General features: G+C 35.4%; 13 protein-coding genes. All 13 read left to right on the plus strand.

Going from position 1 to position 18,264, the window contains the following annotated elements:
• Nucleotides 1–65: 65 nt before the first annotated feature.
• Nucleotides 66–1,328, plus strand: a complete 1,263-nt coding sequence (locus RTP52_RS03500) for a hypothetical protein (protein WP_312369264.1) — start codon at nucleotides 66–68, stop codon at nucleotides 1,326–1,328.
• Between the two features lie 397 nt (nucleotides 1,329–1,725).
• Complete coding sequence (locus tag RTP52_RS03505; protein WP_312369266.1) at nucleotides 1,726–2,580, plus strand: pyridoxamine kinase; 855 nt, start codon at nucleotides 1,726–1,728, stop codon at nucleotides 2,578–2,580.
• 238 nt (nucleotides 2,581–2,818) lie between these two features.
• The gene (locus RTP52_RS03510) at nucleotides 2,819–3,769 is read left to right on the plus strand and encodes an AAA family ATPase (protein ID WP_312106310.1); all 951 of its coding nucleotides are present in this window, start codon (nucleotides 2,819–2,821) and stop codon (nucleotides 3,767–3,769) included.
• A gap of 12 nt (nucleotides 3,770–3,781) precedes the next feature.
• On the plus strand, nucleotides 3,782–4,996 hold the full coding sequence (locus RTP52_RS03515; RefSeq protein WP_312106308.1) for a DUF58 domain-containing protein: 1,215 nt from the start codon (nucleotides 3,782–3,784) through the stop codon (nucleotides 4,994–4,996).
• Nucleotides 4,997–7,609: a transglutaminase-like domain-containing protein gene (locus tag RTP52_RS03520; protein ID WP_312369267.1), complete on the plus strand. Its 2,613-nt coding sequence runs from the start codon at nucleotides 4,997–4,999 to the stop codon at nucleotides 7,607–7,609. It abuts the gene before it with no gap.
• Nucleotides 7,610–7,712: 103 nt separating this feature from the next.
• Nucleotides 7,713–8,330 (plus strand): cytidylate kinase-like family protein, encoded by a 618-nt coding sequence (locus RTP52_RS03525; protein WP_312369268.1) that lies wholly within the window; start codon nucleotides 7,713–7,715, stop codon nucleotides 8,328–8,330.
• Between the two features lie 499 nt (nucleotides 8,331–8,829).
• On the plus strand, nucleotides 8,830–9,711 hold the full coding sequence (locus RTP52_RS03530; RefSeq protein WP_312369270.1) for an ABC transporter ATP-binding protein: 882 nt from the start codon (nucleotides 8,830–8,832) through the stop codon (nucleotides 9,709–9,711).
• A 136-nt stretch (nucleotides 9,712–9,847) separates the two neighbouring features.
• The gene (locus tag RTP52_RS03535; protein WP_312369272.1) at nucleotides 9,848–12,337 is read left to right on the plus strand and encodes a COG1361 S-layer family protein; all 2,490 of its coding nucleotides are present in this window, start codon (nucleotides 9,848–9,850) and stop codon (nucleotides 12,335–12,337) included.
• Nucleotides 12,338–12,355: 18 nt separating this feature from the next.
• The gene (locus RTP52_RS03540) at nucleotides 12,356–12,907 is read left to right on the plus strand and encodes a hypothetical protein (RefSeq protein WP_312369273.1); all 552 of its coding nucleotides are present in this window, start codon (nucleotides 12,356–12,358) and stop codon (nucleotides 12,905–12,907) included.
• Nucleotides 12,897–14,246, plus strand: a complete 1,350-nt coding sequence (locus RTP52_RS03545) for an ABC transporter permease (RefSeq protein WP_312369275.1) — start codon at nucleotides 12,897–12,899, stop codon at nucleotides 14,244–14,246. The genes RTP52_RS03540 and RTP52_RS03545 overlap by 11 nt, the downstream gene beginning before the upstream one ends.
• A 492-nt stretch (nucleotides 14,247–14,738) precedes the next feature.
• Nucleotides 14,739–15,245 carry a Gx transporter family protein gene (locus RTP52_RS03550; RefSeq protein WP_312106674.1) on the plus strand — a complete coding sequence of 169 codons (507 nt, stop codon included), beginning with the start codon at nucleotides 14,739–14,741 and terminating at the stop codon, nucleotides 15,243–15,245.
• Nucleotides 15,246–15,329: 84 nt separating this feature from the next.
• Nucleotides 15,330–16,379 (plus strand): LacI family DNA-binding transcriptional regulator, encoded by a 1,050-nt coding sequence (locus RTP52_RS03555; protein ID WP_312369276.1) that lies wholly within the window; start codon nucleotides 15,330–15,332, stop codon nucleotides 16,377–16,379.
• Between the two features lie 16 nt (nucleotides 16,380–16,395).
• Complete coding sequence (pepF, locus tag RTP52_RS03560; RefSeq protein WP_312369278.1) at nucleotides 16,396–18,189, plus strand: oligoendopeptidase F; 1,794 nt, start codon at nucleotides 16,396–16,398, stop codon at nucleotides 18,187–18,189.
• Nucleotides 18,190–18,264 lie beyond the last annotated feature (75 nt).

Consider the following 18,264-nt stretch of genomic DNA (forward strand, 5'->3'; position numbering starts at 1 on the left):
TATTGACTAACAATAAAAATTGAGATATATTGGTAATTATAATCTTACCAAGGGGGAACTATATAATGCAACAAAGGAAAAAGGCATTTAAGTTATTAACGATTTGTATGATGTTTATGTTTTCTATGTTATTCACCAGTGTACTAGCAAAAGCTGAACAAGCAAAGCCGGAATTAAGTGTTTCTGAAATCACAATAGGAATTGGAACATACGGAAGAGGATTCATTTATCATAAAACCGATGATAAGTATGCAATATCTGTAAAGAATCCGTTAGAAGATGCCCAATACTCATTTACATCCAGTAACAAAGATTTTGTAACTGTTAAGAAAAGTGGATCAAAAGCATATCTTACAGGTGTAAAAAAAGGTACTGTATACATTACCTGCAAGCAGACTTTAGATGGTCAAACTACAACATTAGGTAAGTGTAAAGTTATCGTAAAGAATGCGACTCTTAAACCAACGAAACAAGTCAGTGGTCTGGTACTAGGCTCTGGTAAATTTGGAAGTTGGGTTGCAGAACCTCTTTGTTATATTGAAAATCGTATACCCGATGCCAAATATACTTATACTACCAACAGCAAAAATTTTACCTTGAAAGATGAAAAATATAATGAAACACAAGCAGGAGAAGGATACTTTGGTTTTAAGCAAGCGTATACTGCAAAGAAATCCGGCACTTATACAGTAACTGTAAAAGAGACCTATAAAGGTAAAACAAAAAAGATTGGAACTTTTAAGGTTATAGTTCATGATTTAGAAATTCCAGAAAATTATCCTATGGAACCAAATGCTTCTATCTATTATGACGATATAATACGCTATTCGAGATATGATAAGGAATATTTCATTGAAGGTGATGGCTTTGACGCAAGAAAGAAAACATCAAATAGTGTGGTTTATATTGAAGAAAATTGGTATGGTGCTCCCTGTATTTATTCTTTAAAAGATGGAACTGCTACTCTTAAAATATATGAAGGAACAAATGAATCAAATAAGAAATATATTGGTTCTTGTACAATTAAAGTAACAAGTGATTACATCGCATTTAGTGATAAGCAATATACTGCCGTTGTAGGCGTTAAAAGGAATGATATTTATTTTAGAACAGGATCTAAAACTAATTTAAATGATATTAAAATAACCTCTTCCGATGAAAGTATATTAACTGTAAAATTCTCTGGCGAAAACGATTGTTTTAATATAATTACTCATAAAGCAGGGACAGTTACTATTAGTGCAAAAAAAGGGAAGGAGAAAATATCTTGCACTATTACTGTTTATGCGTCAGGGGAAGAATTTCAAAAAGCTATGGGATATTATTAAAAATAAAGAAAAGATTGGTACTCTTCTAATTATCTTATGATTGTATTTTTAATATAATTATATCCTTTCGCTCTTAATAAAAAGCGGAGTATGACTCATATTTTTATGAATCATACTCCATTATTGATTTAGGGCTATTATTATGTCCCACTTGACATCAACTTACTCAATAGGAATTTTACCTGATGGCTATTGAGCGTTTCAACATCTTTCTTGTTGTAAAGATTAAAAAAATGATATAATATTTGGATAGATTTTAACCTCATCAGGGAAGGACTTGCCTGTTTTAAAATGCCATGGAAAATGAGGTTATGAGCAAGTAGCGTAAGCGGATTGCGAATATCCGCTTTGACTTTCATTAAAAATATAAAAACAAGTAAATTCATGGAGAAAATCAATGTCAGAAAACTTAGAACAAGAAAATATAAAAAAAAGACAAAAACGAATGGCAGTTATTAATGACTTGGCATGTTATGGCCGTTGTGCACTTGCTGTTTCCATACCAATAATATCAGCTATGGGAATTGAATGTTGCCCGATACCAACTGTTGTTTTATCTACCAATGGTGCATTTGAAGGGGTAGTGTCAAGGGATATGGCTTCGTTTCAGGACGAAGCATTTCAACATTTTTATTCATTAGATATTAATTTTGATGGTGCAAGTAGTGGTTTTCATAACAATATCAATCAATTACAAGCAACTGAAAATTTCTTTAAAGGTCTACGAAACTCTGATAAGCAGACCTTGATTTTTGTTGACCCTATTATGGGGGATCATGGGAAGTTGTATTCGGTATCTACGGAAGAGGTTTGTGTAGGATATCAAAGGCTCCTATCCTATGCAGATGTAGTCACACCAAACCTAACCGAATGTTGTAGATTATTAGAGCTACCATATCCAAAAGAAACCCTAACGCAGGAAGAGTTAAGTTTGATGCTTCAGAAATTACATGAACTAGGACCGAAATATATCGTAATTACTGGACTTGACTACGGAGATCATATTGGAAATATGGTTTCAGATGGTAAAAACACAGAGTTAATCATGACGCCTCGTATTGGAAAAGAGCGTAGTGGTACTGGTGATGTATTTATGTCTGTGCTAGCAGGAAGTATGGTTTTAGGAGCGACTTTTAGAGAAGCAGTAAAAAAGTCAGTAGAGTTTTTATCAAAAACTCTTACGGTAACACAAGGATTTGACATTCCATCGAGAAATGGTGTGTGTTTTGAGTTGTGTCTAAAAGATTTATAATTTATAAGAGCTCTTAAGATTAGATTGGCAAAACGTCAATTTAATCTCTTAGGGCTCATTTTCTTTAATTAAGCTAGTTGTTTGTTATATATAATTTATTCATGCATTTTTTCTTTTCGTTTTGAGAAACACTAGAAAGAGAAGTGCAGAAAGATTTATTTGATAAAACGGGGATAATATGGTAAATTTGTTTTATATGTTTTGTAAAACATAGGAAATGTAATCTTAGGAGGGTCGTATGGAACAATATGTGAATAAATCGCAGCAAATAATAGATGAAATACGTAAAGTAGTTATTGGAAAAGATGAGATCATTCGAAAAGTATTAACTGCTATTTTAGCAAAAGGTCATATTTTAATTGAGGACATCCCTGGAGTTGGGAAAACAACACTTGCATTGGCATTTTCAAAGGCTATGGATTTAAACTATCATCGTATGCAATTTACACCGGATGTTCTTCCTTCTGATGTTCTTGGATTTCATATTTATGAAAAAAATAGTTTAGAACCACGTTTTAAAGAGGGAAGTGTTTTTTGTAATCTCTTTTTGGCAGATGAAATCAACCGAACATCCTCAAAGACTCAATCTGCTTTGCTAGAAGTTATGGAAGAAGGCAGTGCTACCGTTGATAGTATTACAAGAGAAATTCCAAAACCTTTTGTTGTTATAGCTACTCAAAATCCAATTGGATCTGTAGGTACGCAGATGTTACCAGAATCTCAAATGGATCGATTTATGGTTCGCTTGTCGATGGGATATCCAGATATCCGAAGTGAAGTTGAAATTCTAAAGGGTAGGAATACCAATGATCCGCTTAATATGGTGGATGGTGTAATAGATGCAGCAGAATTAGTATCCATACAACATGTTGTGGAACAAATTTTTGTTCATGATGCGGTTTATGAATATATAGCGAAACTGGTTCTTAAGACACGAGAACATGATTTAATTGCCCTTGGGGTCAGTCCAAGGGGTACCTTAGCATTAACTTCTATGTCAAAAGCATATGCCTTCTTGAGTGGAAGAACCTATGTAATTCCGGATGATGTAATAGCTATATTTCGAGATGTGACAATGCATCGAATGCTATTGAAACCAAAAGCTAGGGTTAGCAATGTAACTATGGAGGCGGTTATCGAACAGATATTAAATACAGTGTCTGCTCCTAAGTTAGTTGTGAAGCGTTAATGGAGGACAAGCATGGTACGTACAAAAATCGGATATCTCCTAATAGTATCTCTCTTAGGATTGTTGTCCATTCTTTATGATGAATATATTATGATGTTCGTTTTCCTCACAGTGTTAATCATACCTATTTTACTGTGGATAATAATGCTCTACTTGCGTAAGTTTGTGGATATTTCTCTAACCTGTGATAGTTCTATCGTACAAAAAGGAGCTCCATATGAACTGGCAATACAAATAACAAATCGTTCTTTTTTTCCAGTATCACTAATCAAAATGACGTTGTCGTATCAAAATCAATTGGAAGGGATACAAAAAGAGGAAAAGATGATTGCTGTTGTAGATTCTTCGTGTGAGCAAAAACATACATTTACGATGGCGTCAGATTATTGCGGGATTTTACAGTATACATTAAAGAATGTTAAGTTATATGATTTTTTGGGACTTTGGTGTGTTAGAAAAAAGGCCAGGGAGGAATTATCAATTACTGTCCTTCCAAATATTCATGTTATTGAGGAGTCTATAGTTTTAGATAATCCAAGTGTATTAGTAGAGAGTGAATTATTCTCCTCCACACAAAGCGGGGATGATGTATCAGAAATATTTGGAATAAAAGACTATGAGTATGGTGACAAAATGAACCGTATTCATTGGAAGTTGAGTCTAAAAGAAGATAAGTTAATGGTAAAGCAGTATGGCTTACCTATCAATTGTTCCGTCGCTATATTTTTTGATACTCATTATGAAATAAAGGATGGGATTCCTTCTATTCTGCCAATGGAATACCTAGATAGGATGATGGAGACCATGGTCTCGTTATCCTTTTCTATGATTATGCAAAAACAGATTCATTTTCTAGTCTGGCATGACGCTGTTAAGAATATTTGTAAGAGATTTCGTATTGAAAATGAAGAAGATCTTTATGAGGTTTTGGCTGTTCTTTTTACACATAGTCGTCTTCCACAAGAAAAGGGCTTAGCAATTTATCATGAAGCACAGTATAGCAAGGAGCAGTATACGAACATTTTTTATTTGGCAGGTATGGAAATAAAGGATACTACAGAGGCGATGGCAAGGAGTCGAAAGAATGCCTGGACTCACTTTATTTACATGCAAAATAATCAAACTGAATTCGTGGCGCTTGAGCAAGGGGTGACAGCGTCTTTTCTTTCTGCTGAGAATCTTTATATGGAACTTAGAATGCTACCAGGGGAATGGAGGGGGAAATAGTTGGGACATAAGAAAAATACTTCAACAAGCATCCGCATTTATGATAGCATTCGAGTTTCGTCAAATCGTTCTGGAAAGAAACTATGGTGGAACTGGATACTAGAATATATGATTGTATTCACTGGAGCTGCTTCAGTTATATATGGTTTTGCTACAGCTCTTTCTTTACCACTAAAGCATGATACCTTAATCTTCTGCGGTCTGCTACTAACCGGTCTTTTTCTGGGACTATGGGAAGGAGGTAAAATAGCTCGCTATGCGTGGCCAGTTAGTTTTGTAATTGCTACCTATGTGATATGGAAGTTTATTGATGTAATAGTGAATGGATTCTTTTATATAGAGAATGCAATTTTAAGACAGCTCAATCAGTATTTTGGCTTACAGCTTTATCTGTATGTTGCAAAAGGGGATCAGCGCTTGTGCGTTACTTCCTTTCTCTTAGTGGTATTTGCTCTTCTTATACTTATATTATCACTTATTGTATGGAAGCGCTGTACTCGTTTCGCATATCTTTTTCTTGTTATTGTGGTATATGGCTCAATTTTGTTACTCGGAATTGTACCACCTTGGAGACCGTTACTACTCACTTTATTAGTAGTTTATTCCGTTGAATCAATGGACTATATTCCTGTTTCTATGCATAAATTTAATCGAAAGAACAAGCAGGACAGAATCGGGGTTGAGGGGAAAAAACAAGCAGTACGAGTAAAATCCGCTCTTATAATATGCGTGGTGACTTTAGTTTCTATGTTTCTTGGATATAGTCTACTTTCACCGAAATATTACGAAAAAAATATTAATTTGAAAGAATCAAAAGTTAAAATACAAAATTTTTTGAATGATTTTTCCTATGAAGATACCTTGGAAATGCTACGGAACAAATTTGGTGAGATTCCTTTTATTAAAAATAAAGAAAAAGTTTCTGGCGGACTTAATAGTGGTAAGATAAATCAGGTTTCTAAAGTTGAGTTCACAAAGGAAACTGCACTTCGTCTAACACTTAGTCAGGATTTTAACTGGGGTTATTTAAAGGGTTATTCTGGAGTATCTTATGGGGAAGATCATTGGGGGGATTTATCAGATAAAGATCAGATACGTTATGAAAAATTACAGGAAAAATATCATGAAAGGTTTAATGGAGACGATTTAACTGCACAGCTTCTTGGGATACTTTTTAACGTAGAATATAATTTAAATGGGCAATCACTGAGTTCGGCATTTAATTTGCAAGCTGATTTACAAAGTATGACAATTGAACATGTGAATGCGAACGATAAGTTCCTTTATGCCCCGTATTTCGTACAACATTCCTTGATGGATGGGGTAACTTCGGTAGGAGATCAGTACTTTCGTCCGTTACAGCCGCAGGATAATTATGAAGTTTTAAACATCTATCATCTTCGTGGTTACTATGATCTGATTAGTATTGCCTTAGAATTAAGTTTCATTACAGATAGTATAGCTGGATATCCTGAAGATAGTGTGTCATCGATATGGACTTATGAAAAAGATTATCGCGAGTTTGTTTATGATGTTTATACAAAAATGCCAAGTAAGGGGTTATCACGACTTAAAAATTTAACCTTTCCATCGGACGCGACAGGTAATACTAGAAAACTAGAAATAATAAGTAGCGTTATCTCTTACCTCAATCGAAATACGAATTATTCTCTGACTCCTGGGCTAGTACCAAAGGGAGAAGATTATGTAGAATATTTTTTATTCGATAATAAGGTAGGGTATTGCGCGCATTATGCATCCTCTGCTGTTCTTATGCTGCGAAATAACGGAGTTCCTGCACGTTATGTAGAAGGATATATCTTAACCCAGGAAGATATGAATAATGGAGTTTACCCAGACACACCTGCAGGGAAAGATGGATATAAGATTGTTGATATTAAGGATACCAATGCCCATGCATGGGTAGAGGTGTATTTTGATGGTATCGGATGGCTGCCTATTGAATTTACAAAAGGTTATATTAACTCAGGTATATCTGAAATATTACCAGAGGTAAATGAAGATAAGCTTACACCAACAGCCACGACAGCGCCAACAAATACACCAACAAGTACAGTAAAACCGAAACCTACGGCAACTGATACTCCAAAACCTACGAAATCAGCCACTACTCCGCCTAAGCAAAATGGGACAGAAGAAGTGCAGGAAATATCAAGAAAAGAATTACCATGGTATGTTTCTTTGATCTTATGGATAATTGCAACAATTGCAGTAATCGCTATTTTATTTTATCTAAGGTATCGACTGATCTGGCTTCAAAGATCCACAAAGCTAAAAAAAGGATCATACCAAAGAAGAGTTTTAGCGTGTTATCAAGAGATTGAAGATATACTTGACTATCTAGGGTATGAAAAACGAAATACCACGTCTTATCAAGATTATGCGATTGAAATAGAGAAATTATGTCCATCGCTTCCGAAAGGGTATCAACGTGTGGTACTGATTGCTTTGCGTGCAAGATTCTCGAAAATTGAGATAACGGAAAAAGAGCATTCCTTTGTTCTGCTATATTACCGAGACACTAGAGTCAGAATATTTGAAGAAAAACATGCTATAAAGAGATTTTTCTTAAAATACTGGAAATGTTTATAAAAACAGGTATAATTCTTGCTATATTTATGTTATAATGTAGGTGAGAAATAGTCAAGTTGAAGCACTACACTAGACTCGCAATTTAATAGAATGGAGTGATAGTATGAATAAGGTAATTACAATTAGCAGACAGTACGGCAGCGGTGGAAGAGAAATAGGAGCAAAGCTGGCCGCAAAGCTTTCGATACCGTTCTACGACAACGAGATTATCACTAGAGCAGCCAAGGAAAGTGGATTTGCAGAAGCCGCATTTGAGAATGCGGAGAATAAAGCAACGAACAGTTTGTTGTATTCGATTGCAATGGGGATGAATACGTATGGAAATCAAGAGTTAGGATTTTCTCACTTATCCCTAGATGATCGGATTTACCTTGCGCAATCTGATGTAATAAGAAAGGTTGCGGCAGAAGGACCTTGTGTTATTGTTGGTCGTTGTGCTGACTATATTTTAAAAGATATGAAGAATGTGGTGAATGTCTTTATATGGGCAGATATACCATTTCGTATCAAGAGAGCAATCGAGGTGGAAAACTTATCACCTAACAAAGCCCAGGAAAATATCTTAAAGATTGATAAACGTAGAGCAAATTATTATAACTATCATGCTTCCGAAAAATGGGGAAGGGTAGAAAATTATCATTTATCATTAAAGAGCAGCTTTATTGGCATTGATAATTGCGTGGATTGTATTATCGAATTTCTAAAGCATGCAGGGCAATAAGTAGCATGGAGAAATTAGTACCTTATTTTTAGCTAATTAAGATGTTATAGTATTTAAATATTTCATAAAAATAAATAAAAGTTATACCGGATGGTGAATCTTGATCTATGTCATCATCCGGTTATTCATGACAAGGAAAAGTTCGCGAAGCGATTACGTGTTTTTGAGAAGGGCGAATCTGCGAGCAAGCGTTTTCTTGTTCCTGGTAGGGGTAATTTGTTAGACGTGTTTTTTTGTACATAGTAAGTGAAAATTTATGAAGTGAGCGTTTTCTTGTTCCTGATAAGGGGAAATTTACGAGCAATTTTTTCTTACTTTTGATAGAGAATGTTACTATTTTGGAATAGTTGTTTAAAAAGTAACACTTTATTTATAGGAATTAAGAAAAATGTAAGATTTCTGATGGAATGTTAGTAAGATTTATCCGTTACTATTAACTGTGATATTGTGAGCTCCGTACAAATTGGGTGACAAAAAGTGAAAGAAAGAAGGTGGGAGAATGGGAGATAAAAAAGCGATAGAGAAACAGGAGCAAAAAAAGGAACCTGAGAAGATCATTGAAGTCAAACATGTAAAGAAAGTTTATCGTATGGGTTCAGAACGTATCTGTGCAGTGGATGATGTAAGCTTTGATATTTTAAAAGGGGAATTTTGTTGTCTGCTTGGTACTTCCGGTTCTGGAAAATCAACGCTTTTAAATCTGATGGCTGGAATTGAAAAATTAACGAGCGGACAAATCGTTATAAAAGGCAAAAACATTCATAAGATGAATGAAAATAATCTAGCCAGATTCCGTCAAAACTTCCTTGGTTTTGTATTTCAATCTTATAATCTCTTAAATTCTATGACCGCATTGGAGAATGTCGAATTTCCTTTGGTCTTTAAAAAAGTTCCTGTCAGGAAACGAAAAAAAGCTGCAAAGGAAATGCTAGTTAAGGTTGGTTTAGGTACTAGATTAAAGCATAAGCCAAAGCAAATGAGTGGTGGTCAGCAGCAGAGAGTTGGTATTGCAAGAGCGTTTGTGGCAAAACCTGAGATTGTCTTTGCGGATGAGCCTACAGGAAACCTGGATACCAAAACAACAATGGAGGTTATGGACTTAATCAAACAGATGGCCAGAGATAATCACCAAACGATTGTTATGGTTACGCATGATAAACGTCTCGCGGGGTATGCGGACAAAATTATACATATTTTGGACGGAAAGATTCAGCAGGTTGAGATACTTCGTGACATAACAAATCCAAAGGAATATAGCAAATCTAGTGAGTATGATTTAGAAGCTTTCTCTGAGGAGGAGAATGATATTACGGAGGATGCTAAATTCGAGGAGGCGCAGAAACTCATCAGTGCTACAACTGAAGTGAAAGAGCAAAATTAAATTTGGTAGACTTGCGTAGGAATGCGTGTGAAAAAAACTTATAGCCTGATAAGTGTGAAAATAAAGCTTTTTCATACAACTTTTGGGAGGCATGGTTTTTAAATATGAAAAGAATATGAAAGAAGAGGGATGAGAAATGAAAGTGAAGAAACTATTGGCATTATTTCTGATTTGTTCCATGGTTCTTGCGGGATTCGGAAGTGCAGTCACCGTAAAAGCAGATTCGGATAAGGTTTATATTAAATTAAGTGATAATAAGAAAAAAGTAATTGAAGCAAATCCTGGAGAGGTAACTCATGTTAAGGTTCCGGTTGTTGCTACTAGAACTTATATAACAAAACCTCAAATTGTTGCTAAGCCAGGGAATGAAGCACCATTTACAGCTGGTGATGTTATAATTACAAATCAAAATGTGACAGGCGAAGTACAAGGAATCAGTACGATAGATGGAGCATATTTAGAATTTGATATCACAATGAAAGATAGTGCTGGTATTGGTATATATGACCTTAATATCAATTTGGAATACACTAGCCTTGAATTTGATGAGATGAATGGTCAATATCCAACAGTTAATACAACCTTACCATTAACAGTTAGAGTTACTAAGGAAAAGGCACCAACTCAAATTACAATTGATAAAATTTCCTATAACGAGGATGCAGCTGCCATTGGAAATAGTTTTGATTTATCCTTTGTAGTGAAAAATGAAGGTGAAATTGCAGCATATAATACTTATGTGAAATTAGATTACGCAAATAGTGGAATGATTCCAGGTTATACGATTGAGAGTATTAAGGTTGGAGACTTAAAAGCTGGAGAGAGTAAAACAATAAAGGTACCAGTGAAAGTATTACCTACAGCAAAAGAAGGTCTTCAGACAATTACAGCTACTTTTGCTTTTAAAAATATTGAAAAGAAAGAAGATAATACAACCAAGAGTATTTACATAACTCTGAAAAAAACAAGTACAGAAGTTTCTGAGAATGCAAAACTAACGATTTCAAGTAATTCAGTGAATGATAAGGTTTTAACTGGCTCTTCTTATCAGTTAAAAGGAATCCTTGAAAATATCGGTAAGCAAAAGGCTACAAATGTTGTAGTATCAATTGCTGATGGTGTTGGCGTAACGAATGGTGTTATCCCAAAACATGAAGCCGGAGGTATTAAGTTAGCCGATATTGCAGTAGGTGGAAAGCGTAATTTTACGATACCGCTATTAGTTACAGATACTGCAACCGCAGGTTTACAAGAAATATCGGTTCAGGTTACCTATACAGACAGTGAAGGAGAAACCCGTTCTGCTGTTACTAAGGTATACCTTACTGTAATTAAACCAGAGGTACCGGAGCAGACCGGAGAAGTAGTGATAAGTGGAGCAGTGCAGAACCCATCTTCTCCAGTGGTAGGAGATAGACTGTCCGTAACATTTAATGTTCAAAATAATGGTAATTCTACAATTACTGATGTTACATTATCTGGTCAGGAATTAAGTAGTGCAGGATTTGAACCACTTGATTCTCAAGCTATTAGAAATATTGGTTCATTAAAAGCAGGAGAAACAAGAACAGTAACTCTTGATTTTAAAGTAGGGGCAAATATTGCGGAAGGTTTAAATACGTTAACAATCGGATGTGACTATGTGGATGGAAATGGATCCAAGAAATCCATGAAGACTCCTATTTACATCTTAAATGTCATCAATGACTCCAACAGTAAGCCAAAGCTTATTATTAGTGGATATACTGTAGACCAAGAAGAATTAAAAGCAGGATCTACATTTGATTTTACATTTCATATTAAAAACACTCATATGTCAAAGTCTGCAAAGAATATTAAAGTTACTGTAACACAGGCAGAGAATGTATTTTCAGCGACTCAAGGTAGTAACAGCTTTTATATTCCAAGCATTGGACCAGGTGCTGAATACGAACAGACAATGAATATGAAAGTGAAATCAGATGTTACAACAGGAGCTTATGAAATTGAACTTACCTTCGAATACGAGTACGATGGAATGAACAAGGTAGATCAAGAAGCAGGTGGAGTAAAAACAACAGATAAATTAAAACTTCAGGCTATGGAGAATTTAAGACCTTCGATTCAGAATTTTACTGTAGGTATGTATGGTGAGATGCCAACAGTTGGCATTACAAGTTCAATGACATTTGAATTTATTAATATGGGTAAATCCCCATTAAATAACGTAAGATTCTCATTAGACGGTGACTTTACATTAGATAATGGCGGAACAACTTTTTATCTTGGTACAATAGCACCAGGTAGTCCGGAATATGTAGAGATACCGGTTATGCCTCAGGTGGAAGGAACGGCTTCTGGTACTTTATACATTTTATTTGAGGATAGTACAGGAGAAGAGGTATCTCACCCTTATGAATTTAAAGATATTATGGTAAATGGAAGTTATGTACCGGAAATAACACCAGAAGTTGATATTCCAAGTATCAATGATAATCCATCTGGAAATGTAGCTAAGGATATTATGGCTCCATGGTTATTTGTTGTAATTCAGTTTGCTATCTTGGTGGTATTCATTCCAGTTGCTCGCTTGGTAGTAATTAAGATTCAAAAAAGAAAGCTTCAAAAACAAGACAGTAATTTCTAAGAAGGGGGATGAGGTATCATGGTTAATATAGAATTTTTGCAACAAACAGTAATGGGTAATGGTTCAGTTGATGGTTCAAGTAGCACTCCAGAGTCTGATGTAACAATACAAAATCAGGGAGTCTCTGATGGAGGAACTGGCGACAATGTTGAAGGTTCTGGTGGAGATAATATCGAAGGAACAGAAGGTGCGACTGGTACTGGTGATGGAACAACAAATGGATCAGTTGACGGAGCAGTTGATGGATCAGTTGACGGAGCAATTGATGGAGCAATTGACGGAGCGGTAGATGGTGCAAATGATGGAGCGGTAGATGGAGGGGCAGGTGGAAATCTAGATGGCTCAGAGGGTATTACAACCGATGGAATGGGAGAAGGCTCTTTTGATGGTTCCATGGGTGGTGGAGATATGATAGGAGAAGTGCCAGTTGTTAGTCCAAAAGGAACTGTAATGTCAAGTTGGCCTTTTGTTATTGGAATCACTTCAGTTACTTTAGTAATTAGTGTAGTAATCGGTATCTTGTTGGCTAAGAATAGAATCAAAAAAGGATTTGATTTATATGAAGATTAGTGATTTGTTAAAAATGGGTTTGCGTAACCTATTTCGAAGAAAAGCAAGAACTGCATTAACAGTCGTTGGTATGGTAATTGGTACAATTTCAATTGTGGTTATGATTTCCATTGGTATCGGAATTGATAGTGTTTATGAGGAAGCTGTCATGTCAAATGGCAGCCTATCCTTAATCAATGTTTTTCCTACTGGTGGCAATGGTGGATACTATATTTCCTCATCCTCCGATGGTGGTCAGCAAAAGCAAGTTCAACTTGATGATGACATGATTAACCAGATAAGACAGATTGAGAATGTGAAATTTGTATCACCAATCATCAATAAATACGTAACACCAATGAGTGGAAAATACCAATCTTGGCTTGATTTAATGGTTGTAGATTTTTCTGTACTTAAGGAATTTGGAATTCCTATGTTAGATAATGGGACCTATCCATCGAAGGATGATAAAACAAAAATCTTATTGGGCTCTAATTGCCTCAGAGATTTTTACGACTATTCTTCCAGATTTGGAAAGAGTAAGACAATTGATTTAACAAAAGATAAAGTGACCTTCTCTTTCACAGAATATCCGCAGAATGATAAGAAGCGCCCGTATAAAGTTTCGGTTAATGAGAATTACGCATATTTTACGAACGATGAAAATACGATGTATTCCTATAGTGGTTTTATGGATATTGACTACTTTAAGGAGATCTATACAAAGTATGCTAATACATTAAAGGTTGAGGATAGAAAAAAAGCAATGAAGTCAATAGAGAATTATTCTCAAGCTTGGGTAAATGCAGATAATATCCGTGATGTAACGAAAATAGTAGAAGAGATTCAGGGGTTAGGATTACAGGCTTATAGTGCTATGCAGCAACTTGGTCCAATGATTGAAACCGCAGATATGTTAAAGAATGTATTTGCTGGTATCGGTTTAATCGCAATGCTTGTCTCTGCAATCAATATTGCAAATACAATGATTATGTCCATCTATGAGCGAACAAAGGAAATTGGCGTCATGAAAGTACTTGGTTGCCTAGTTCGTGATGTTAAAAAGCTGTTTTTATTCGAAGCAGGTATGATTGGTCTGATTGGTGGAGGTATTGGTGTTGCATTTAGTTACTTGGCTTCTTGGGCTGTAAATAAATATGGTGGTCAATTAATCGCCAGCATCATCCCTGGAAATGGCTGGTATGTAGATGGAACTGGAACAAATTTTTCACAAATCCCATGGTGGCTTCCTCTTCTAGCAACAGCATTTGCAATTATAGTTGGTGTAATTGCAGGTTATATTCCTGCTAGACGTGCTACGAAAATTAGTGCGATAGAAGCAATGAAGACGGAAGGCTAAAAGGTTAACTATTTTCTTAGAAGTGAAATATAATCGAAAGCTAATGGTTATTGCTTAAAAAGATATGGATAAACTTAAAACGCGTAGCAATATGGTTGTATTATTGCTGCGCGTTTTTGTTGACTATAGACTAAGATGATTGGGCGATTAGTATCAATTTTTAGGATAATACATAGAAATAAAAGAATATACCCTTGTCTCACTTATTTAAATGGTATATAATTCATGACATGGAAGTATAAAGATTGCATCTTTAAAAAGATTAGCATTTCAAAAAAGATTAGTATCTTTAAAAAGATTAAAAGCTGTAAAAAGATTAAAAGCTCTAAAAAGATTAACCTCTTTATGAAGATTAACCTCTTTATGAAGATTAAACCCCTTTATGAAGATTTACTTCTTTATGAAGATTTATTATACTAGTAAAAGAGAAGCTTAAGACGATAATTTCTTCGGAGGTACTGCTTCTTAAAGAATTAGAAAGGCAAAAAATCTATGCACAAAAGTAAGACGAAAAAAATAGCACTCTATGGGATGTTGATTGCACTTGCCTTTATTTTAAGTTACATTGAAAATCTGATTTCGATTCCAAGTCCGATACCTGGTATTAAGCTTGGTTTAGCTAACATTGTTGTATTAATAGGGTTATATGCGCTCGGAGTGAAAGCTGCATTTAGTTTATCTGTAGTGAGAGTACTTTTAGTAAGTTTAACCTTTGGTAATATGTCGATGTTTTGGTTTAGTCTGGCAGGGGCTTTTTTAAGTCTTATCACCATGATTTGTCTTAAAAAGATAAAAGGATTTAGCATGATTGGTGTCTCGATTGCAGGCGGTGTTGCTCATAATGTAGGCCAGATTATAGTAGCTATGTATGTGCTAGGAAAACGTATTGTATTTCAACTTCCATTCCTACTGATTGGAGGAATTGCTATGGGAACGGTGATTGGAATTGTTGGAGCGATAGTTTGGAAAAAATTATCAAAAGCTTTGAATCAATGGTAGGAACACAATGAAAAAGGTAATTGGTATTGGTAATTTATAGGGAATTGTAAAGCGATTTCCTATAAATAAAGAAAAGGGCATTACATGTCAAAGGAAAAAATATCAGTACAGGAGAATAAGAAGATGGCTACGATTCGAGACATTTCGTTAAAATGTGGGGTATCGGTTTCTACAGTAAGTAAGGTGTTAAATGGATACCGGGAAATAGGGGAAGAGACTTCGAAAGCAGTTATGAAAGCAGCAGAGGAGCTTGGCTATGTACCAAACTCTTATGCCAGACAACTGAAACTTAAAAAATCGTATAATATAGGCGTGTTATTTGATACCCTATCTGTATACGGTTTAAAAAATGAATACTTTGCACACATTTTAGCCGCACTAAGAGAGAATGCGAGCCAAGGTGGTTATGATATCACTTTTATTGAGAATAACATAGGGAATCGTAGAATGACCTATCTTGAACACTGTAAATATCGAAATTTTGATGGTATATGTATTGTATGTGCTGATTTTACCAATCCTGAGGTATTAGATGTGGTCAATAGTGATTTTCCAGTGGTAACAATTGATCATTCGTTTAATGAAGCAATTAGTGTCTTATCGGATAACTCTGGTGGTATGAGAGAGCTTACCCAGTATATTGTTTCAATGGGACATAAAAAGATTGCATATATTCATGGTAATAAGAGTTCTGTAACTCATAATCGTTTGGTTGCATTTCACCAAGTACTAGCGGAGCATGATATCCAGATACCGGAGTATTATATGAAGGAAGGCGAGTATCGCCTTGCTGAGTCGGCAGAGGAATTAACGTATGAATTATTAAACCTTACGGATAGGCCAACTTGTATTGTAGCTTCTGATGACTATGCTGCACTAGGTGTAATAAAAGCAATTAAGCGGGCTGGGCTAAGGTTTCCAGAGGATATATCGGTAGCAGGTTTTGACGGTATTTCCATCTCTCAAGCACTTGAACCTAAGCTAACAACAGTAAAGCAGGATACAGAAAAATTAGGGGAACATGCAGCAAAAAAATTAATTTGTTTAATGGAAAGTCCTATGACTACCCCTTTGGAGCATATTGTATTAAAGGCAGAATTAATCGTTGGTGATTCTGTTAAAAAACTTAGATAAATAGAAAGGAGCCGCCATGGCAAAAGAATTAAAAAAACGTAATGAAGTTGCTAAGGAAAATACATGGGCAATTGAGGATTTATTTTCCAGTGATGAACTATGGTACAAAAATCTTGAGGTATTAAAAGGATATAAGGAGAAAATATTAGCATTTAAAGGTAAACTTGGTAGCAGTTCAAAGACATTGTTAGGGTTCTATCAACAAGTAGAAGAATTATTAAGATTATTAGATGACTTGTTAAATTATTCTTCGAGAAAACGTGATCAGGACACGAAAAACTCTACTTATCAGGCAATGGATGGTGCGATGATGACTGCCTATGTTGAGGTTTCAGAAGCACTTTCCTTTGAGACTCCAGAAATTATTTTAATATCAGATGAAAAGATGGAAGAATTCTATCAAGAAGAAAAAGGATTAGAACTCTACCGTCGTCATATTGAATCACAAAGAAGAATGAAACCACACGTACTTTCGGATGCAGAAGAAAGATTGCTTGCTGCTGCTGGAGAGATGGCGTCTGCACCTGGAAGCATTAATTCTACATTTAATAATGCTGACTTAGTATTCCCTGAAATCACGGATGAGGATGGAGATAAGGTTCGAGTTACTCATGGCAACTTTATTCCATTTATGCAGAGTAAAGACAGAAGAGTACGAAAAGAAGCATTTGAATCACTCTATGGAGTATATGAGCAGTTTAAGAATACTTCAGCGTCTATTTTAAATGCACAAGTAAAGCAGCTACAATTCTTTGCAAAGGCTAAAAAATACAATACAGCAATTGAAGCAGCCCTTGATGTCACAGAAGTGCCGGTATCGGTATATCATAGTTTAATCGAAGCGGTGAATAAAAATCTTCCTTATCTTCATCGTTATATGGAGATTAGAAAGAAGGCTCTTGGTGTAGAAGAACTTCATATGTATGATCTCTATACCCCAATTATTGAAGAAGCAGATAGCAAGGTAAGTTTTGAGGAAGCAAAAAAGACAATCATAGAAGCTTTAAGGCCGATGGGAGAGGATTATATCCGCATCTTGGAAGAAGGCTTTAATAATCGTTGGATTGATGTTTATGAGAATGTAGGAAAGCGCAGTGGAGCATATTCCGCTGGTGCAAGAGTTCATCCATATGTCTTAATGAATTATGCGGATACTCTTGATAGTATGTTTACATTAGCTCATGAAATGGGTCATGCTCTACATTCTTATTTATCCAACCATACTCAACCAACAATTTATAGTGATTATGTTATCTTTGTTGCTGAGGTTGCCTCTACCTGCAATGAAAATTTATTAATGCAGTATCTGTTAAAGAATACAACCGATAAGAAAAAGAGAGCGTATTTGATCAATCATCTGCTTGAAAATTATCGTACCACACTATTCCGCCAGACAATGTTTGCAGAGTTCGAATTAATGATCAATACAAAGGCAGAGCAGGGCGAAACACTAACTGCGGATATGCTTTGTGAGATGTATCGTGAGCTAAACGAAAAATACTACGGAAAAGATGTTGTGATTGATGATAAGATTGCGATTGAATGGGCAAGAATTCCTCATTTCTACTACAATTACTATGTATTCCAGTATGCAACAGGATACTCTGCTGCGGTAGCCCTATCAAACCGTATCTTAACAGAAGGGGAACCAGCAGTGAAGGATTATATAAAATTCTTAAGTGGTGGTAGAGCAGCAGATCCAATCTCTTTATTAAAGATTGCAGGAATTGACATGAGTACCTCGAAACCAGTAGAAGATGCACTTAAGAAACTTGATGATTTATTAGATGAATTAGAAAGTTTAATATAACCTTCGTCTCATCGGATGTTCAAGTATCCACTGAGATAGTAGCCAAGCTGCTGTATGGTTACAAGGAAGTAGCGA

The organism is Lachnoclostridium sp., from assembly GCF_031997925.1.
Classification (GTDB): domain Bacteria; phylum Bacillota; class Clostridia; order Lachnospirales; family Lachnospiraceae; genus Lachnoclostridium.